Raw genomic sequence first — 16821 nt, forward strand, 5'->3', positions numbered from 1 at the left:
CGTCCATTCCTCCAGTGGTGAGTTGAGTGACTCACCTCGGAACCGTAGACACGACCTCGATGGTGAGTCAAGTGACTCACCTCGTGGCATACTGGGGGCGTGCCGACCTACCACGAGCGCCTGGCGGAGCAGAAGCGGACGGCCATCGTCGACGCCGCGACGACGCTGTTCCTGGAGTCCGGCTACGACAAGACGTCACTCGCACGCATCGCCGACGCGGCCGGGGTCTCGAAGGCGACGCTGTTCAAGCAGTTCCCCACGAAGGCCGAGCTGTTCGACGCGATCGTCACCGACTACTGGCGCACGGAGGAGGGCGCGCTCACGCCGCCGCCGGGCGACCCCGCGAAGGGGCTCAAGGTGCTCGGCGACCGGTACGTGGCGCTGCTGACGCGGCCGGGCATGGTCGCGCTGTTCCGCATCGTCATCGCCGAGGCGACACGTTTCCCCGAGCTCGGCCAGACGCAGTTCAAGCTGGGCAAGCAGCCGTTCTTCGACTCCGTCCGCGACTACCTGGCCGCCGAGCACGGCGCCGGCACGCTGGTGGTCGACGACCCGGTCGGTGCGGCGACGCAGTTCCTCGGCATGATCTCGAACTTCGCGTTCTGGCCGCGGATGCTGCTGGTGAACTGGGCGCCCACCGAGAAGGCCTTGGCCCACTCGGTGGACGAGGCGGTCCAGACGCTCCTGTGCCGTCACGCGGTCACAACGGCACCCGGCGCAGCGCGGGCTTGAGGACCTTCCCGGACCCCGTTCGCGGCAGTTCGGCGACCACCTCGACGTGCACGGGGATCTTGTACTTCGCCAGGCGTGGCGCCAGGAACTCCCGCAACCCGGCGGCGTCCACGACGGCGCCGTCGCGCGGGCGCACGAACGCGCGTCCCACCTCGCCCCAGCGCTGGTCCGGCACCCCGACGACCGCCACCTCGGCGACGTCCGGGTGCGAGGTGATCGCGTTCTCGACCTCGGCCGGGTAGACGTTCTCGCCGCCGGAGATGTACATGTCCTTGAGGCGGTCGAGGACGTACAGGTGGCCGTCGTCGAGCCGGCCGAGGTCGCCGGTGCGGAACCAGCCGTCCTCGGTGAACGCGGCCGCGGTGGCGACCGGGTCGTTCCAGTAGCCCGGGGTCACGTTCGGGCCCTGCACCTCGACCTCGCCGACGTCCGAGAGCCTCAGATCGCCGAAGAACACGCACGGACCGGCCGAACCCGCGCGTTGAACGCTGTCGGACGCCTCCAGGAACGTGGCGCCCGGCGCGGTCTCGGTGAGGCCGTAGCCCTGGCAGAACACCAGGCCGCGGTCCTGGTAGGCGCGGATCACCGCGTCCGGCACCGCCGCCCCGCCACACAGCAGCACCCGCAACGACGACAGGTCCGCCGTGTGCCACAACGACGACGACGCCAGGTCCGCGAACATGGTCGACACGCCGAACATCGACGTCACGCCGTGCTCTTCGATCAACGACACGCACGCGGTGACGTCCCAGCCCGAGGTGATGACGCAGTGCCCACCCTTGACGAAGGTGGGCAGCAACGTCTGGGCCAGCGCGGCGACGTGGAACAGCGGCGCGGTGACCAGCGCGACCTCGTCGGAGGCGAGGTCGACGCCGATCATCAGGTTGAAGGTGTTCCACAGCAGGTTGGCGTGGGTCAGCACCGCGCCCTTGGGCCTGCCGGTCGTGCCGGAGGTGTAGAGGATCAGCGCGGGCTCGCCGATGTCGACGGGCTCGTCGACCGGTTCGTCGGAGCCGCCCAGCAGCCAGTCCTCGTACTCCGCGAGCGACACCGCGCGCGGGTGCTCGGCGGCGTGGGAAGGCGCGTGCACGAGGACGTGCGCGCCGCAGTCCGCCAGCTGGTAGTTCACCTCCGCGGGCGTGAGGCGGAAGTTCAGCGGCACGAAGATCGCGCCCAGCTGGTGCGCGGCGAACAGGGTCTCGGCGAACGACGGGTGGTTCGGGCCGAGGTACGCGACCCGGTCACCGTGCCGCACGCCGAGCTCCCGCAACCGCCACGCGAGGCGGGTCGTGCGGACGGCCAGCTCGTCGTACGTCGTCGAGACCCCGTTGTAGGTGAACGCCTTACGCTTCGGCGCCATGCGTGCGCGGCGGTGGGGCCAGCTGCCCAGTCCCGAGTTCCGCATCCCTGTCTCCTGTCAGGCTGGTCCGGCTGGTCTCCCGGAGGACCACCGTGCACACGACGGTGAGCAGGCAGAAGGCCGCGAGGATGAACGGGATCGCGCCCGTGCCCGACGACTTCTGCACCTGCGCGAAGATCAGCGGCGCGAACCCGGCGCCGAGACCCGCGAGCTGGTAACCGAGCGAGGCGCCGGTGTAGCGGCTGCCGGTGGTGAACAGCTCGCTGTACAGCGCGGCGAGCGGCCCGTACATCATCGGGTGGATCACGGCCTGGCCGAGCACCAGCGCGATGACGACGTACCCGTTGTCCACCAGGGGGAACAGCGCGAAGCCGAACGCCGCCATGAGCACGGCGCCCGCGAGGACGACCGGCCTGCGCCCGAACCTGTCCGACGCCGCGGACCAGCCGATGATGCCGAGCACCGCGAGCGCCGAGGAGAGCGTCAGCGCGTTGAGGATCATCTGCCTGCTTTCCCCCGCCTGCACTCCGTACGCCAGCACGAACGTCGTCAGGGTCGACTGCGCGACGAACGCGGCGAGACCGACGCCGATCCCGAGCGCCAGCGTGCGCGGGTGGTTGCGCAGCACGTCGACCAACGGCATGGAGCCCGGCCTGCGCCCGGCCTGGAAGACCGGGGTCTCCTCGACCTTCAACCGCACGAACAGACCGATGCCGAGCAGCACGACGCTGAGCAGGAACGGCACCCGCCAGCCCCACTCGAGGAACGCCTGCTCGCCGACGAGCGCGGCGGTCCCGGTCAGGGCGGCCGTCGAGAGCACCATGCCGCACGGCGCGCCGGCGTTGGTGAAGCTCGCCCACAGCCCGCGCCGCGAGGTGGCGTGCTCGGCCGACATCAGCACGGCTCCGCCCCACTCGCCGCCGACGGAGATGCCCTGCAGCACCCGCAGCAGGATCAGGCCGGCGGGAGCGAGCCAGCCGACCTGGGCGTAGGTGGGCAGCAGGCCGATCAGGAAGCTCGCCACACCCATCAGGCTCATGGTCAGCACGAGCATCTTCTTGCGTCCCAGCAGGTCCCCGTAGTGTCCGAAGAGGACACCGCCGAGCGGGCGGGCGAGGTAGCCGGTGGCGAACGTGCCGAAGCTCGCGATCGTGCCGACCAGCGGGTCCAGGGAGGAGAAGAAGACCTTGTTGAACACGATCGCGGACGCGGTGGCGTAGAGCAGGAAGTCGTAGTACTCGATCACACTGCCCAGGAAGCTGGACGCAACGGCACGGCGTAACTGCGTTGTTGGCGCCATGACCTCACCTCATGTGTAGTGGCGGTAGACGGCACGTGCGACGCAAGCGGGCTTCGCGGAGCCCTCGATCTCGACCGTGAAGTCGACGGTGAGCTGCACGCCGTCGCCCGGCACGTCCTCGACGGACGCGACGGTTCCCCGGAGCCGGATCTTGGCGCCGACCGGCACGGGCGCGGGGAACCGCACCTTGTCCAGCCCGTAGTTGAGGCTCATCCGCACGCCGGAGACCTCCAGCAGCTCGGTCATCAGCGGGATGAGCAGCGCCAGCGTCAGGTAGCCGTGGGCGATCGTGCCGCCGAACGGCCCGGTGGCGGCGCGTTCCGGGTCGACGTGGATCCACTGGTGGTCGTCGGTGGCGGAGGCGAACGTGTCGACCCGGTCCTGGTCGACCTGGAGCCAGTCGGTGTGCCCGAGATCCCTGCCCGCCAGGGCCCTCAGCTCTGCGATTCCGTTCACGGTGGTGGTCACGCGTCCTCCTTCACGAGTCCGAGCAGACGGGCGGCGTTGTGCTTGAGGATCTTCGGGCGGACCTCGTCGGAGATGTCGAGCTTCGCGAAGTCCGCCAGCCAGCGGTCCGGGGTGATCACGGGATGGTCCGAGCCGAAGAGCACCTTGTCCTGCAACAGGGTGTTGGCGTACCGGACGAGGTTCGGCGGGAAGTACTTCGGCGACCAGCCGGACAGGTCGATGTGCACGAACGGTTTGTGCGTCGCCACCGCGAGCGCCTCGTCCTGCCAGGGGAACGAGGGGTGGGCGAGCACGATCTTCAGGTGCGGGAAGTCGACGGCGACGTCGTCCACGAGCATCGGGTTGGAGTGCTTGAGCCGGATGCCGCCGCCTCCGGGGACACCCGCGCCGATCCCGGTCTGTCCACTGTGGAACAGCGCGGGGACGCCGAGCTCCTCGACCACCTCGTACAGCGGGTACGCCATCCGGTCGTTCGGCGAGAAGTCCTGGAGGCTGGGGTGGAACTTGAAGCCCCGCACGCCGTGCTCCTCGACGAGCTTCCGGGCCTCCCTCACCGCCGCCCTGCCCTTCCAGGGGTCGACGCTCGCGAACGGGATCAGCACGTCGGCGTGCTCGGCGCAGGACGCGGCCACCTCCTCGTTGGAGATGCGCGGGTGACCGGTCGCGTGCTCGGCGTCGACCGTGAAGATCACCGCGGCCATCTTCCGCTCGCGGTAGATCGCGGCGGTCTCGGCGATCGTCGGCTGCCGGTGGGCCGCCTTGAAGTACTTGGCCGACGCCTCGAGCAACGCGGGGCTCAGCGAACTGTGCCCGTCGCGCGAGATCTCGGCGTGGGTGTGGACGTCGATGGCCACGATCTCGTCGATGTTCACGGCGCCACCGGCTGCGGGATCCCGTAGGTCTCGGGCTCGAACTCGGCGAACCGCTCGGCGATCTGGGCGGCCTTCCAGCCGCCGTCCGAGAACTCGACCTGCTTCTCGGCGGGGTGCGACCAGAGGGCGAGCCGGTCACCACCGATGCCGATCGCCTGCCCCGTCACGCCTTTCGCCGCGTCCGACGCCAGGTAGACGATCAGCTCGGCGACGTCCTCGACCGTGCCGAGGCCCTCGTCGTGCCGCACCCACGACGGCAGCGGCGCACCGGTGCGTTCCGACTCCTCGATCACCGGCGCGAAGGCGGGGATGGTCCGCGTCATCTCGGTGGCGGCGACCGGCACGACCGCGTTGACGGCGATGCCGGACTTGGCGAGCTCGAGCGCCCAGGTCCGCGCCATGGCGGCGATCCCGGCCTTGGCGGCGGAGTAGTTGGTCTGCCCGAAGTTGCCGCGCTGCCCGGCGGGGGAGGAGACCAGCACGAGGCTGCCGCCGGTGCCCTGCTCGCGCATCCGCACCGCCGCCGCGCGGGCGCAGGTGAACGTGCCGCGCAGGTGCACGTCGATCACGGCGTCGAACTCGTCGTCGGTCATCTTCCACAGCACGCGGTCGCGCAGGATGCCCGCGTTGGTGACCAGCACGTCGAGCCGCCCGAACTCCTCGACGGCCGCGGAGACGAGCAGGTCGGCGGTCTCGGTGGACCCGACCGGCGCGATCACCGCCCGTCCGCCGATGCTCGCCGCGACCTCCTCGGCGGAGTCGTCCACGTCGTTGACGACGACCCGGGCCCCGTTGCGCGCCAACGCTTCCGCGTACGCCCGTCCCAGTCCGCGGCCGGCGCCGGTGACGATCGCGACCTTTCCCGACAGCTCCATCAGGCGAGTCCTCTCGGTGGGGGATCGCCACCAAAGTAGGGCACATTCATGACGCTCGTCTAGATGCTGCCCAACATGTATCGTGGTGCCGGTGACACCCCAGTCCTTGATGCTCAACTTCCTGGGCCTGTACGTGTTCGACCGCGGCATCGCGGTCTACTCGGGCAGCTTCATCGACGTGTTCGGGCGCGTGGACGTCTCGGAGGAGGCGGTGCGCTCGACGCTGACCCGCATGACCTCGCGCGGACTGCTCACCAAGCACCGCGGCGGCCGCAAGGTCTACTTCGGACTCACGCCGCGCGCGACGGACGTGCTGCGCGACGGTGAACGCCGGATCTGGCAGCGCGGCGCCGTGAACAGGGACTGGGACGGCACGTGGACCCTGGTCGGCTTCTCGCTGCCGGAGGGCCGCCGCGGCGAACGGCACGACCTGCGCTCGCAACTGCAGTGGGCGGGCTTCGGCCCGGTGCAGAACGGGCTCTGGATCGCGCCCGGCACCCGTGACGTCACCGAGGTGGTCGAGAGCCTCGGTCTCGCAGGCAACGTCACGGTCTTCACCGCGCAGCACGCGAAGCCGACGGAGGCGGCCGACCTGGCGCGGAGGGCGTTCGACACGGCCGCCATCGCCGCGCGCTACCAGGACTTCCTGACGCGGTGGCGTGAACCGGACGACTCGCTGCCCGACGACCTGGCCCGCCAGCTGCTGCTTCACGCCGACTGGCTCGACCTCGTCCGGCAGGACCCGCACCTGCCGGCCGAACTGCTCGACCGCGACTGGCCCGCGATCGAGGCGGAGCAGGTGTTCCAGTCCCTGGCCACGCGCTACGTGAAGACGGCGGCACCGCTCGCGGCCGCCGCCATCGAGTCGGTCGAGGTGGCCGGCACCTGAACGCCCATCGCTGCGGGCCGGTCACACCACGATCGCGGAACCAGGTCAGGGCTTGGTCTGGTACTCGCGGGCGACGTCGACCACGAGCTGGTGCAGGGCGAGTTCGGCCGGTGCGCGGAGCCGGTCCTGGCGGTGTGCCAGCAGGACGCGGCGGGCCGGCACGTCCGTGCCGAGGGCGAGCACGCGGACGTCCGGGTGCGGGTTGCGCACCGCGGTCCTGGGTGCCAGTGCGATTCCGACTCCGACGCTGACCATGGCCTGCGCCTCCTGGTAGTCGTTGGCCTCGAACGCGATCTTCGGGGTGAACCCGGCCGCGCGGCAGCTGCGTTCGAGCACCTCGGCCACCGGGTGCTCGTGGGCGCGGACGATCCAGTCCTCGTGGGCGAGGTCGGACATGGTGGTGAACCGCTTGCGGGCCAGGCGGTGGTCGGCGGCGACGATGAGCACGGTCGGGTCGTCCAGCAGCGGGGTGAGGGAGATGTCGGGCACGTCGACGCGGTTCCACGCGTAGTCCCACAGCAGTGCGATGCCGACGGTGCCGTCCTCCAGCAGCTCGACGAGCTCGTCGAAGCGGGTGCTGCGCACGTCCAGGCGGAGATCGGGGTGCTGGCGGCGGAACCGGCTGACGGCCTGGGGGAGCAGGGCGCTCGCGATGGTCGGGAACACGCCCATCGCGACGGTGCCGCGGCGCAGTCCCGCGAGTTCGGCCAGGTCGGCCTCGGCGGCGCTGAGCCTGCGCAGGACGTGGCGGGCGTGGCCTGCCAGCAGGGCGCCCGCCTCGGTGGGACGCACCCCTCTGGCCTGCCGGTGCAGAAGTGGCTGACCGGCTTCCACCTCGAGTCGGCGCAGCTGCTGGGAGACTGCGGAAGGGGTGTAACCCAGCTGGTCCGCGGCGGCGGTCATGGAACCCGTGTCCACCACGGCTGCGAGCAGTGCCAGACGCCGGACATCCAACATGGCCGCTCCTCTGCGAGAAAATTCAGGTTTGGAACTTCACTCATCGGTACGTTCCGTGCAGCTTAGCTTCACGCTGGAGCGAGGCGTTCATCTGCGAAGTTCATCGTGAGGACCTGCACAGGTGCTTGTTCCAGGGCATCTGAGCATGAAGCAGAACTTCACGGGCATCGAGTTTTCCGTGATTGTGTTCAAGGTCCGTGCGGGTCACCGTTGCCGTCGTTCCCCTGGTTGTTACGGCGGTGTTGCACCGTCGCGAAGGAGTGGCTGTGCGAGAGATACCGGCGACCTGGATGCGCGGTGGTACCAGCAAGTGCTGGGTGTTCGAGCGCGACGTGCTCGCGGTGCCCGGTCGCGACCTCGACGAGGTGCTGCTGCGGCTGTACGGAAGCCCTGACCCGCGCCAGGTCGACGGTGTCGGCGGGGCGACGTCCACGACCAGCAAGGCCGTCGTGCTCGCCAGGAGCGATCGGCCGGGCATCGACGTCGAGTACACGTTCGCCCAGATCGGGATCGCCGACGGGCGGGTGGACTGGACGAGCAACTGCGGCAACTGCTCGGCGGTCGTCGGGCCCTACGCGCTGCGGCGCGGCTGGGTGGTGCCCACCGGCGAGGTGACCACGGTGCGGATCAACAACACCAACACCGGCCAGCTGATCGTCGTGGACGTGCCGACGCCCTCGGGTCAGGTGACCGAGGAGGGCGGAGACCGCATTCCCGGGGTGGCCCAGCCCGGCCTCGGGGTGCGGCTGTGGTTCGTCGACCCGGCCGGCCGCACGACCGGGGCGTTGCTGCCCACGGGCAACGCGGTCGACGTGGTGGACGGGGTGCGCGTCACGCTGCTCGACGCCGGGGCGCCCGTGGTCCTCGTCCCCGCGGACGAGGTCGGGGTGGACGGCGAGGCGTCCCCGGCCGACCTGGACGCCCAGGAGGACCTGCTGGCCCGGTTGGACCGCATCCGGCGCGCCGCCGCGGTCCGCATGGGTCTCGCGGGCGATCCCGCCGGGGCCGCCCGCGCCACCCCCAAGCTCGCCCTGGTCGGCCCGGGCCGACCGGACCGTTCCGACGTGACGGTGCGGATGCTGTCCATGGGACGGACGCACCCCGCACTGGCCATCACCGGCAGCGTCGCACTCACCGCCGCCGCGCACACGCCGGGTACCGTCCTGTCCGACTTCACCGCCGGTGAGCTGGAGGTGCTGCGCCTGGACACTCCGGCCGGAGTCGTGACCACGCGTGCCGGCACCCGCGACGGACTGCTCGCGATCGGGGTCACCCGAACCACCCGCCGCATCGGCGACGCGACCCTCGTGCTCCCCGACGACGCGCCGCTGGAGCCCTCTCTCCCGACACCGGCCGCCGCGGCCTCCTGACCCGCACCGTCCCGCCCGGACGGCAGCGTCGGGGCGAGCGCACGACCGAAGAGGACAATGATGTCATCACAGATAATCGCGATCCTGGTTCTGGGCGGCATGTTCGTGGTCGCCACCGTGCTGCCCATCAACATCGGGATCCTCGCGCTGGTCGCGTCGTTCCTGGTCGGCACCTTCGTGTTCGGCCTCGACGAGAAAGAGATCTTCGAGGGCTTCCCGGTCTCGCTGTTCATCACCGTCGTCGGGGTGACCTACCTGTTCTCCGTCGCCAAGCTCAACGGCACGATCGACCTGCTGGTCCAGGGTGGGATCCGGCTGGTGCGAGGCCGCGCGATCCTGGTGCCGTGGGTCCTGTTCGTCGTCGCCGCCACGCTGACCGCACTGGGCACCTTCACCCCGGCGGCCGTCGCACTGCTGGTGCCGGTCGGGATGAGCTTCGCCTTCGCCTACCGCATCAGCCCGCTGATGATCGGCATGATGGTGATCTGCGGCGCCCACGCCGGGGCGTTCTCCCCGATGGCGGTGTCCGGGGCGCTCGTCTACGGCATCGTCGTCAAGTCCGGTCTGACGATCTCCCACGCCACGTTGTTCTTCGCGAGCCTGGGCTTCAACCTGCTGCTGGCCGCCGGCACCTACGCGTTGCTGCGCCGGCGGGGCGAGGAGAGCTTCGTCGAGCACCCGGACGACGTCGCGACCGGTGGTGCCGCGGGGAGCTCGGGCGGTGCACCCGAGCCGAGTGGCGGCGGTGTGGCCACCGCGGTCAAGCCGCAGGCGGTCGCGGTGGCCTGGCGTCAGCGCGCCACGCTGGCGGCGCTGGTCGTGCTCGTGGTCGGGGCGCTCGCGTTCCACCTGCAGGTCGGTTTCCTGGCGCTGGCCGCGGGTGCCGTGCTCGCCCTGTTCGACCGGGAGAACCTCGGCAAGGCCGTCGAGGGCATCAGCTGGCCGACGATCCTCCTGGTCGCGGGAATGGTCACGTACGTCGGGGTGCTGGAGCACTCGGGCACCATCGACTGGGTCGCCCACGGTGCGGTCGGGCTGGGCGCGCCGTTGCTCGTGGCGCTGGTGCTGTGCGTCATCGTCGGCGTCACCTCGGCCTTCGCCTCCTCGACGGCGATCCTCACCGCGACCATCCCGATGGCGATCCCGTTGCTGCTCACCGATTCCCTGCCCGCTGTGGGGGTCGTCGCCGCCATGGCCATCTCCACGACGATCGTGGACGTCTCACCGTTCTCCACCAACGGCGCGCTGGTCCTCGCCAACGCCCGCGGTGTCGACCGGACCCGCTTCTACCGGCAGGTGATCTCCTACACCTGCGTCATCGTCGCGCTCGGACCGATCGCCGCCTGGGCGGTTCTCGTGCTGCCCGGCTCGTTCTGACCCCCGGTGGACTTCGGTGGGTGTTTGCCTCGAACCGGCACGGGTAGGCCGACCGGTTGAAGGAGTACCCACCGAAGGAGGAGCCATGGTGCGAGTCGGTCTGCTGGTCCGTGTGCAGGCGAAGCCGGGCAAGGAGTCGGAGGTGGCGCAGTTCCTGGCGGACGCGCAGGCGGTCGTCGAGCAGGAACCCGACACCCGGGCCTGGTTCGCCGTCCGGTTCGACGAGTCCACGTTCGGCATCTTCGACGTGTTCCCCGACGACGCGGGTCGGCAGGCCCACCTCTCCGGTGGCGTGGGCACCGCGCTCGGGCAGCGCGCCGAGGAGCTGTTCACCGTGTCACCTGTGATCGAGAACGTCGACGTCCTCGCTTCGAAGCTCCCGGGCTGACCCCGGATGCGGAGGAAGTCGCCGATGCCGTCCCTGCGCACCCGTCACCGCCTGCGAGGCGAGCTCTGGATCGTTCCCCTGCTCTGCGTGCTCGCCGCGATCGCGCTGTCCACGATCACCGTCGCGATCGACCGGTCGATCGGCGACCGCATGATCCCGACCAGCATCACCGGCAAGCCGGACGCGGTGTCCACGATCCTCAGCACGATCGCGTCGGCCATGGTCACCCTGACCACGCTCGTCCTGACCATCACCACGGTGGCCGTGCAGCTCGCCATGGGCCAGTTCTCGCCGCGGATCGTGCGGGCACTGCTGCAGGACCGGGCCAGTCAGCTCGCCTACGGGCTGTTCGCCTCGACGTTCACCTTCGCCGTCCTCGCGCTGCGCGAGCTGGACGTCGCGGGTGGAGGCACCGTGCCCGGCCTGACGGTCCTGGTGGCCTACCTGCTCATGCTGGCCAGCATCGCCACCCTGTTCCTCTACATGCACCACTCCGGGAACTCGTTGCGCGCCGCCGGCCTGATCGACCTGGTCGGCGACCACCTCCACGAACAGATCGACCGGCTCTACACGTCCGACGACTCGACGCCGGCCCCGCGCGACGTGGTCGTCTGCCCCGAATCCGGGATCGTGGTCGACCTGGACCGCCCCGCCCTGGTCGCCGCCGCCCACGACGCCGGCTGCGTGCTCGAACTGGTTCCCATGATGGGAGACTTCGTGCCCGCGGGCGCGCCGCTGTTCCGGATCCGCGGCGACGCCGCCCGCCTGGACCACGGGCAGCTGGCCGGGCTCGTAGTCCTCGCCGCCGAACGCACCCACGGCGACGACCCGGCCTACGGCTTCCGCAAGCTCGTCGACATCGCCGAACGCGGCATCGCCCAGCCCTTCACCGACCCCACCACGACCGTCATGGTCATCGACCGCCTGCACGACGCCCTCCGCCAGCTCGCCACCCGGAGCTTCCCGACCGGGCGGCACGACGACGCCCACGGCGACGTCCGGCTCACCGAGCGCGTTCTCGGATGGGACGGCTACGTGCGACTCGCCTTCGACGAGCTCCGGCTGGCCGGAGTCGCCTCACCGCAGGTACCGCGCCGGATCTTCGCCGCGCTGCACGACCTCAAGGCGGTCGCGCCACCGCAACGGCATCCCGCGCTCGACCGGCAACTGAGCCTCCTCACCTCCGCGGTCGAGCACCACTACGACGACGGACCCGATCGGCGAGCCGCACTCGTGCCCGACCAGCAGGGTGTCGGATCCGGGGCCGACCTCAGCGGCCCGCCGCAGCCGGCCGGGCGTTCGGCGACTCCCTCACCGAACGGGAGAACCGGTTCTCGGGGATGATCCGCCCGCGGATCTCTTCGCGGTCGTGCGAGGTGACCGGGACCCCGGCGGAAGGCGGTCCCGGCCCCCCGCGGTCGTCATGCCACGGCCGTCCCTTCCAACTCCACCACCAGGTCCGCGAGCGCCAGCCTGCCGACCCCCAGCATCGTCGTCGGCGGCGCAACGCGCGCGGCGCCCAGCCGTGCCGCCAGCACGCCGTAGTGCTGGAAGAGCAGGTCGACGTCGGTGGTGTAGACGGTGAGCCGCACGAGGTTCGCGAGCGTCATCCCCGCCTCCGCCAGCACTGCCTCCAGGTTGTCGAGGCTCAGCGCGACCTGCGCCGCCATGTCGCCGACGTGCTCGGGCTTGCCGTCGGCGTTCGTCGCGGTCTGCCCGGCGAGGTACAGCGTCCGGGTCTGCCCGGTCACGACCTCGCCCTGGTGGTAGCCCAGCTCCGCCGACCACGCCCACGGGTCGACGGGCGTTCGTTCCAGTGCCACTGCAGCTCCAATCTCGGGTTGTCGCTGGTGAGCCTGCCAACGAATACGCGACATCCTCTGTCGTGTATTCCCGTAGGGTTTTCCGCATGCGTGCCGACCGGTTGGTCTCGCTGGTCCTGTTGCTGCGGCGGCACGGGCGGCTGTCGGCCACCTCGCTCGCCCGTGAGCTCGAGGTGTCCACCCGGACGGTGCTGCGCGACGTCGAAGCGTTGTCCGCAGCCGGGGTCCCGGTCTACGCCGAACGCGGCCGGCACGGCGGTTTCGCGCTGCTGCCCGGTTTCCGGACCGAGCTGACCGGCCTGAACCACGACGAGGCGCTCGCCCTGCTGGTCGCCGGCTCGCGTCGCGGGGCGCAGGTGTTCGGTCTCGGATCGGCGCTCGCCTCGGCGATGCTGAAGGTGGTCGACGCGCTGCCCGAGGGCTACCGGCAGACCGCGGCCGGTGCGGCGGAACGCCTGCTCGTCGACCCGGAGATCGATCTGCTCGCCCGCCGCTGCGCCGAGGAGGAACTGCCGGACGCGGTCGTGGCGCAGGTGCGGCGCGCGGTGTTCGCGGGGCGTCGGCTGCGCATCCGCTACGAGGCTTCGGGCAGCGCGGCGCGGTGGCGCACGGTCGACCCGATCGGCCTGGTCACCGCGCGGGGGCAGGGCTACCTGCTGGCGCGCAGGGCGGGGGAGGACCGCACCTACCGGTTGTCGCGGGTCCTCGCTGCCGAGGAACTGGACGAACCGGCGGAGCGTCCGGACCGGGTCGACCTGGACCGGCTCTGGCAGGAGCGCAGCACGAGGTTCCGGACCGGCGGTGACCAGGTGGCGGTGGTGTTGCGGGTGGATCCGGCACGGCGCGAGGAACTGGTGAGGACCGCCTTGGCCGTGCTCGCGGAGGAACCCGACCGCGACCGGCTGCGGATGGAGGTCACGTTCCAGGACGCCCGGCACGCGGAATGGGCGCTGTGGCAGCTGTCGACGGGGGCGGAAGCGCTGGAGCCGCAGTGGTTGCGCGACAGGGTGAGGGACCGGGCGGCGGCGGTCGCCGGCCGGTACGGGGAGGGATCGCGGTGACAGGAACCGAACACGACTTCCGCCGGTACCTCAACGCACGGGTGCTGTCGGTGACCGGCGCCGTGGTGTCGGCGGTGGCGCTGCCCGTCCTGGTCTACCAGCTCACGGGCTCGGTGGGCTGGACGTCGGCCGTGACGGCCGCGGAAGCGTTGCCGTACCTCGTGTTCGGGCTGCTGGCCGGTGCTCTCGCGGATCGGCTGGACCGCCGGCTGATGATGGTCGCGATGGACGTCACCGTCGCCGTGGTGTTGTTCAGCGTGCCGCTGGCCTGGTTGCTCGGCGGGCTGACGGCGCCGCACGTCGTGGTGGTGGCGTTCGCGACGCAGACCGCGTTCGTGTTCTTCGACGCGGCGAACTTCGGCGCGCTGCCCACGTTGGTGGGCAAGGAGAAGCTTCCCGCCGCCTACTCGACCCTGTACGGACGCACGACCGTCGTGGAACTCGTCGTGCCCGGCCTGACGGGCCTGCTCGTGGCGGTCGTCGCGCCGGCGGCACTGCTGGCGGTGAACGCGTTGACGGCGGTCGGGTCGGCGTTGTTGTTGCGCGCCATCACCAGCGTGCTGAGCACTCCGCGGCCGGTGCGCGGGGCGGGTGAGCTCACCGAGGACGTGAAGGAGGGGCTGCGGTTCCTCTGGCGCGAGCCGGTCATCCGGGTCCTGACCCTCGTCGGCGCCACGCATTCGGTGGCGAGCGGCGCGTGGATGGCGGTGCTCGTGCCGTTCGCCGACAAGGTGCTCGGGGTGGCGCCGAAGGGCGATCCGCGGCTGGCCGTGCTGTTCAGCTGCTGGGGTGTGGGCGCGGTCGTCGCCTCGCGGTTGTTCCCGAAGGCGACCCGGCGCTGGGGCAACGCGAGGGTGTCGCTGGCGACGCTGCCGCTGTCCCTGCTCTGCGGCTGCCTGGTGCTCGTCAGCGGGCACTGGATCGTCCTGTGCGTCACGGCCACGCTGTGGGGCGTCACCGGCGCCCTCGTGGTGATCAACGGGATCACCTACCGGCAGCAGGTCTGCCCGGAGGAGCTGCAGTCGCGGGTCAACACCACTGCGCGGATGGTCGCCTGGGGTCTCGGCCAGCCCCTGGGGGCGGGGCTGGCCGGTGTCCTGTCGGTCGCCGCCGGTGATCCGCGGGCGGGACTCGCCGGCGGGCTCGCGGTGCTGTTCGCGGGAGTCACGACGGCCTGGGTGTCCCCCGTGCTGCGGCGTCAGAAGTACCGCAGCCAGACGTAGACCCACGCCATGGCGGTGCTCACCAGCGTCACGACGATGCCGTAGCGGGTGAACTGCCAGAAGCTGATCCGGTGCCCGGCGCGGGCGGCGATGCCGAGCGCGACGACGTTGGCGCTCGCGGCGACCGCCGTGCCGTTGCCGCCGAAGTCCGCGCCGAGGGCGAACGCCCACCACAGCGACTGACCCGTCGCGGCGTCGGGGATCTCCGCGACCATGCCCTCGACCACCGGGGTCATCGTGGCGACGTACGGGATGTTGTCGAAGAACGCGCCGAGCACGCTGGAACCGAAGAGCAACGCGGTGGCGGCGGCGAAGTAGTTGTCCCCGAACGCCGAGACCGCCCACGTGCCCACGGTCTCGATCACTCCTGTGTGGACGAGACCGGCCACCATCACGAACAGGCCCATGAAGAACGTCAGCGTCGGCCACTCGACCTCGGCGAGCACGTCGTTCACGTCCGCCCGCGTCACGAGCAGCATCACGCCCGCGCCGACGAGTGCGACGATCGCGGGATCGACGTGCACCACCGCGTGCAGACCGAACCCGATCACCACGCCGGTGAACACGATCAGGCATCGGCGCAGCATCGCCGGATCGGTGATCGCCCGCCGTTCCTGCAACGCCATCACGGCTTCGACGTTCTCGGCGTTGTACTGGAACGACCTGCGGAACAGGACTTTCGTGAGCAGCACGAAGACCACGAACACGACGGCGACGATCGGCGCCATGTGCACGAGGAAGTCCATGAACGTCAGCCCGGCCCGGCTGCCGATGATGATGTTCGGCGGATCACCGATCAACGTCGCGGCACCACCGATGTTGGACGCCAGCACCTCCGCGATGAGGTACGGCTGGGCGGCGATCTTCAGACGGTTGCAGACCACGATGGTGACCGGCGCGACCAGCATGATCGTGGTGACGTTGTCCAGGAACGGCGACGCGATCGCGGTGATGATCATCAGCATGACCATCAACCGGTACGGGCGGCCGCGGGCCTTCTTGGCGGCCCAGATGGCGAGGTAGTCGAACACACCGGTCTGCTTGACGATGCCGACGATGATCATCATGCCGAACAGCAGGAAGATGACGTTCCAGTCGATGCCCGCGTGTTCGGAGAAGAACACCTCCGAGCCCGGGACCAGCCCGAACACGGCCATCAGCCCGGCGGCGACGAGGACGACCTTGACCTTGTTCGCCTTCTCGGTGGCGATGAAGAAGAACGCGACGAGGAAGATCGTCAGGGCGAGTGCGGCGCTCACGGATCTCCCAACCCGATGGCTGTCACCGCCGGCGCGAGTTCAGCACGCCGGCGGTGACGGGGGACAGATGGTCCGGTGGGCTCAGTCCTCGCCGGTGTAGACGGCGAGCGAGGTGATGAGGCGGTCGAGGGTGATCGCCCCGACGAGCACTCCCGCCTCGTCGACGACGGCGACGAGCGGGCTGTGCTGGCGTGCCATCAGCGCCGCGACCTCCAGCAGGGTCGCGTCGGCGCGGACGGTCGCGGGTTTGGCGCGCTGGTTCGGCGCCACGTCGCCGACGGTGCGGTCGCTCAGCTCCATCCAGAACAGGTCGGCGGAACCCTCGTCCAGGACGCGGGCGAGCGCCGGGTCCTCCTGGTAGGACTGGGGAACCGCGAGCCGCAGCACCTGGGTGCCGGGCAGCACCGTCCACGGCCGGGCGCGGTCGTCGACCACGATGAGCCCCGGCAGCCTGTTGACCGCCATCACCCGCACCGCCTTGGTGATCGGGTCGTCGACCGTCACGGTCGGGACGTTGATGGCGATGTCGCGTGCCTGCATGGCATCAGCCCGTTCGGTGCGTCCGGCCAGTCGTCCCGCTGTGGACATGTCGCCTCCCGTCTCCAGCCAGGTCGTGGTTCCCAGTCTGGGCGGGACGGCCGTCCGGAACTATCGGGTGCAACACCCATTTCGGACGTGGCGGACATGCAGTCAGGGCTTGCGGTCCAGGCCGATCAGGCCGGCCAGGATCAGCCCGGCGGCGATCAGAAGTGCGTGCGGCGTGGCGATTCCGGCGATCAGCAGGGCCAGTGCGACCCCGAGCAGTACCCAGGGCAGCGGCCGTCGAGTGCGGGTGGTGTGGCCGGTGTGGACCATGGCGCCTCCCAG

General features: G+C 70.5%; 18 protein-coding genes. 8 read left to right on the forward strand and 10 right to left on the reverse strand.

The window, feature by feature from the left end; all coding sequences use genetic code 11:
* Positions 1–99: 99 nt before the first annotated feature.
* Complete coding sequence (locus ND450_RS04350) at positions 100–732, forward strand: TetR/AcrR family transcriptional regulator (RefSeq protein ID WP_253324855.1); 633 nt, start codon at positions 100–102, stop codon at positions 730–732.
* Here the strand turns inward: ND450_RS04350 and ND450_RS04355 are convergent.
* Genes ND450_RS04355 through ND450_RS04375 form a run of 5 tightly spaced genes read right to left on the reverse strand, consistent with a single transcriptional unit; the run spans position 701 to position 5607 of the window.
* Positions 701–2092, reverse strand: coding sequence for a long-chain fatty acid--CoA ligase (locus ND450_RS04355; protein WP_253324856.1), 1392 nt, complete (start codon positions 2090–2092; stop codon positions 701–703). The genes ND450_RS04350 and ND450_RS04355 overlap by 32 nt on opposite strands.
* Entirely contained in the window at positions 2076–3392 is a 1317-nt protein-coding gene (locus ND450_RS04360; protein WP_253324857.1) for an MFS transporter, read from the reverse strand. Before ND450_RS04360 ends, ND450_RS04355 begins: the two co-directional genes overlap by 17 nt.
* 9 nt (positions 3393–3401) lie before the next feature.
* Complete coding sequence (locus tag ND450_RS04365) at positions 3402–3860, reverse strand: MaoC family dehydratase (protein WP_253324858.1); 459 nt, start codon at positions 3858–3860, stop codon at positions 3402–3404.
* Positions 3857–4732: an amidohydrolase family protein gene (locus ND450_RS04370; protein WP_253324859.1), complete on the reverse strand. Its 876-nt coding sequence runs from the start codon at positions 4730–4732 to the stop codon at positions 3857–3859. Before ND450_RS04370 ends, ND450_RS04365 begins: the two co-directional genes overlap by 4 nt.
* Entirely contained in the window at positions 4729–5607 is an 879-nt protein-coding gene (locus ND450_RS04375) for an SDR family NAD(P)-dependent oxidoreductase (RefSeq protein WP_253324860.1), read from the reverse strand. Before ND450_RS04375 ends, ND450_RS04370 begins: the two co-directional genes overlap by 4 nt.
* A 91-nt stretch (positions 5608–5698) precedes the next feature.
* On the opposite strand from ND450_RS04375, the gene ND450_RS04380 reads away from it, so the two are divergent.
* Positions 5699–6496, forward strand: coding sequence for a PaaX family transcriptional regulator C-terminal domain-containing protein (locus ND450_RS04380; protein WP_253324861.1), 798 nt, complete (start codon positions 5699–5701; stop codon positions 6494–6496).
* A 45-nt stretch (positions 6497–6541) separates the two neighbouring features.
* Here ND450_RS04380 and ND450_RS04385 read toward each other — a convergent pair whose 3' ends face one another.
* A complete protein-coding gene (locus tag ND450_RS04385; protein WP_089924754.1) occupies positions 6542–7453 on the reverse strand; it encodes a LysR family transcriptional regulator in 912 nt (303 codons plus the stop codon).
* Positions 7454–7719: 266 nt separating this feature from the next.
* Here ND450_RS04385 and ND450_RS04390 point away from each other — a divergent pair, with 266 nt between their 5' ends.
* The 4 genes from ND450_RS04390 to ND450_RS04405 all read left to right on the forward strand — a co-directional run bounded on the left by ND450_RS04390 (position 7720) and on the right by ND450_RS04405 (position 11932).
* Positions 7720–8823 (forward strand): PrpF domain-containing protein, encoded by a 1104-nt coding sequence (locus tag ND450_RS04390; RefSeq protein WP_253324862.1) that lies wholly within the window; start codon positions 7720–7722, stop codon positions 8821–8823.
* Positions 8824–8883: 60 nt separating this feature from the next.
* On the forward strand, positions 8884–10200 hold the full coding sequence (locus ND450_RS04395; RefSeq protein ID WP_253324863.1) for an SLC13 family permease: 1317 nt from the start codon (positions 8884–8886) through the stop codon (positions 10198–10200).
* An 85-nt stretch (positions 10201–10285) separates the two neighbouring features.
* Positions 10286–10588, forward strand: a complete 303-nt coding sequence (locus ND450_RS04400) for a putative quinol monooxygenase (protein ID WP_253324864.1) — start codon at positions 10286–10288, stop codon at positions 10586–10588.
* 24 nt (positions 10589–10612) lie between these two features.
* The gene (locus tag ND450_RS04405) at positions 10613–11932 is read left to right on the forward strand and encodes a DUF2254 domain-containing protein (protein WP_253324865.1); all 1320 of its coding nucleotides are present in this window, start codon (positions 10613–10615) and stop codon (positions 11930–11932) included.
* Positions 11933–12009: 77 nt separating this feature from the next.
* On the opposite strand, the gene ND450_RS04410 is transcribed toward ND450_RS04405, so the two are convergent.
* Positions 12010–12405: a RidA family protein gene (locus ND450_RS04410; RefSeq protein ID WP_253327857.1), complete on the reverse strand. Its 396-nt coding sequence runs from the start codon at positions 12403–12405 to the stop codon at positions 12010–12012.
* Positions 12406–12497: 92 nt separating this feature from the next.
* Between ND450_RS04410 and ND450_RS04415 the strand changes: the two genes are divergently transcribed.
* A complete protein-coding gene (locus tag ND450_RS04415; protein ID WP_253324866.1) occupies positions 12498–13472 on the forward strand; it encodes a YafY family protein in 975 nt (324 codons plus the stop codon).
* Positions 13469–14695: an MFS transporter gene (locus ND450_RS04420; RefSeq protein ID WP_253324867.1), complete on the forward strand. Its 1227-nt coding sequence runs from the start codon at positions 13469–13471 to the stop codon at positions 14693–14695. The genes ND450_RS04415 and ND450_RS04420 overlap by 4 nt, the downstream gene beginning before the upstream one ends.
* Here the strand turns inward: ND450_RS04420 and ND450_RS04425 are convergent.
* From ND450_RS04425 to ND450_RS04435, 3 genes are all read right to left on the reverse strand, one after another.
* Positions 14671–15954 (reverse strand): SLC13 family permease, encoded by a 1284-nt coding sequence (locus ND450_RS04425; protein ID WP_089924740.1) that lies wholly within the window; start codon positions 15952–15954, stop codon positions 14671–14673. The genes ND450_RS04420 and ND450_RS04425 overlap by 25 nt on opposite strands.
* 81 nt (positions 15955–16035) lie before the next feature.
* A complete protein-coding gene (locus ND450_RS04430; protein ID WP_253324868.1) occupies positions 16036–16542 on the reverse strand; it encodes a CBS domain-containing protein in 507 nt (168 codons plus the stop codon).
* A gap of 102 nt (positions 16543–16644) precedes the next feature.
* Positions 16645–16809 carry a hypothetical protein gene (locus ND450_RS04435; RefSeq protein WP_253324869.1) on the reverse strand — a complete coding sequence of 55 codons (165 nt, stop codon included), beginning with the start codon at positions 16807–16809 and terminating at the stop codon, positions 16645–16647.
* Positions 16810–16821: the final 12 nt, after the last annotated feature.

Origin of the sequence: Lentzea sp. HUAS12 (assembly GCF_024125735.1) — a bacterium.
Taxonomy (GTDB): Bacteria; Actinomycetota; Actinomycetes; order Mycobacteriales; family Pseudonocardiaceae; genus Lentzea; species Lentzea albida.